Origin of the sequence: Bacillus sp. NTK071 (assembly GCF_017303315.1) — a bacterium.
Taxonomy (GTDB): domain Bacteria; phylum Bacillota; class Bacilli; order Bacillales; family Guptibacillaceae; genus Guptibacillus.
In genome coordinates this window covers 1-1048 of the sequence record NZ_JAFKOI010000045.1, presented here as the reverse complement: position 1 = coordinate 1048, position 1048 = coordinate 1, and the positions used below count along the sequence as shown (strand labels likewise).

Below are 1048 nucleotides of genomic sequence, written 5' to 3'. Positions count from 1 at the left end.
CGTTGTTTATACGCTAGCTGGGATCGTATTGTGGTACGGATTTAATATACCAGATCCTGAATTTATATGGTTTATATTAATTCCCGTTTATACATATCTAATAATCTTAATAAAAGTTAGAGCCAAATATGACGGAAAACGAAGGTAGTTTAAATAAAAGCAAAAATATATATTATTCCTCCAGAAAATCGGAGCGATTGTTCAATATAGACGGTCGCTTTTTCAATAACTCAACTGTTTTAGTAGCTCATGGGAGGAGAGATGAAAGTGACACCTATTAAAAAAGCATATGGATATGTAACAAGACAAAAAGAAGGTAAGACACAGGTATTAGTATTTCAACATTCTATTGCTGAAGCAGGGATACAAATACCAAAGGGGACGGTCCAGCCTGGAGAACCCACTCAACATGCAGTTGTAAGAGAAATGGAAGAAGAAACAGGATTAAGAAACTTTCATGTGGAACAACTACTTGCTGAAGATTTATGGAAGAATGATGACGGTGTAATACATAACAGATTTTTTTATAAAATAACTGTATCAAATGTTCCAGATGAATGGGGCTACAAACCAACAGGTGGGGAAGAAGAAGAAGGGCTGACTTTTCATTTTTTTTGGATTTCATCTGCAAATGAGGTTGAACTTATAAGAGGTCATGGAGATTATTTGAACCTTGTTTTTAACTAAAAGTATTGAACCATATGAAGAGCTTCTAATCATCTTAAATATCTCGAAATCAAGTCTTTCTCTATAGGGGGCAACTCAAGAATATTGAATTGAGTCCATTGTTCCATAATCTCGGAGCTAATGTGGAAGATTATAGAATAACGGAGGAAGCTACTTTGCACCAACTAAATGCATTAATACCTGAGCTTTCGGTTTCAAATATTGAACGAAGTTTAGAATTCTATTTAGAAATTCTTACTTTCAAAATTGAATATGAGCGACTAGAGGACAAGTTCGCTTTATTATCATTAAGTGATTGTCAGATAATGATAGAAGAAGTAAATGGTCACTGGGATACTGGGAAGTTATCTTACCCTTTTGG

At 34.4% G+C, this 1048-nt stretch carries 2 protein-coding genes; both read left to right on the top strand.

The window, feature by feature from the left end; all coding sequences use genetic code 11:
- Positions 1–261 precede the first annotated feature (261 nt).
- The gene (locus tag JI666_RS20935; protein WP_206895014.1) at positions 262–687 is read left to right on the top strand and encodes an NUDIX hydrolase; all 426 of its coding nucleotides are present in this window, start codon (positions 262–264) and stop codon (positions 685–687) included.
- Between the two features lie 155 nt (positions 688–842).
- On the top strand, positions 843–1048 hold a 206-nt coding region (locus tag JI666_RS20930), incomplete at its 3' end, for a VOC family protein (protein ID WP_524535777.1).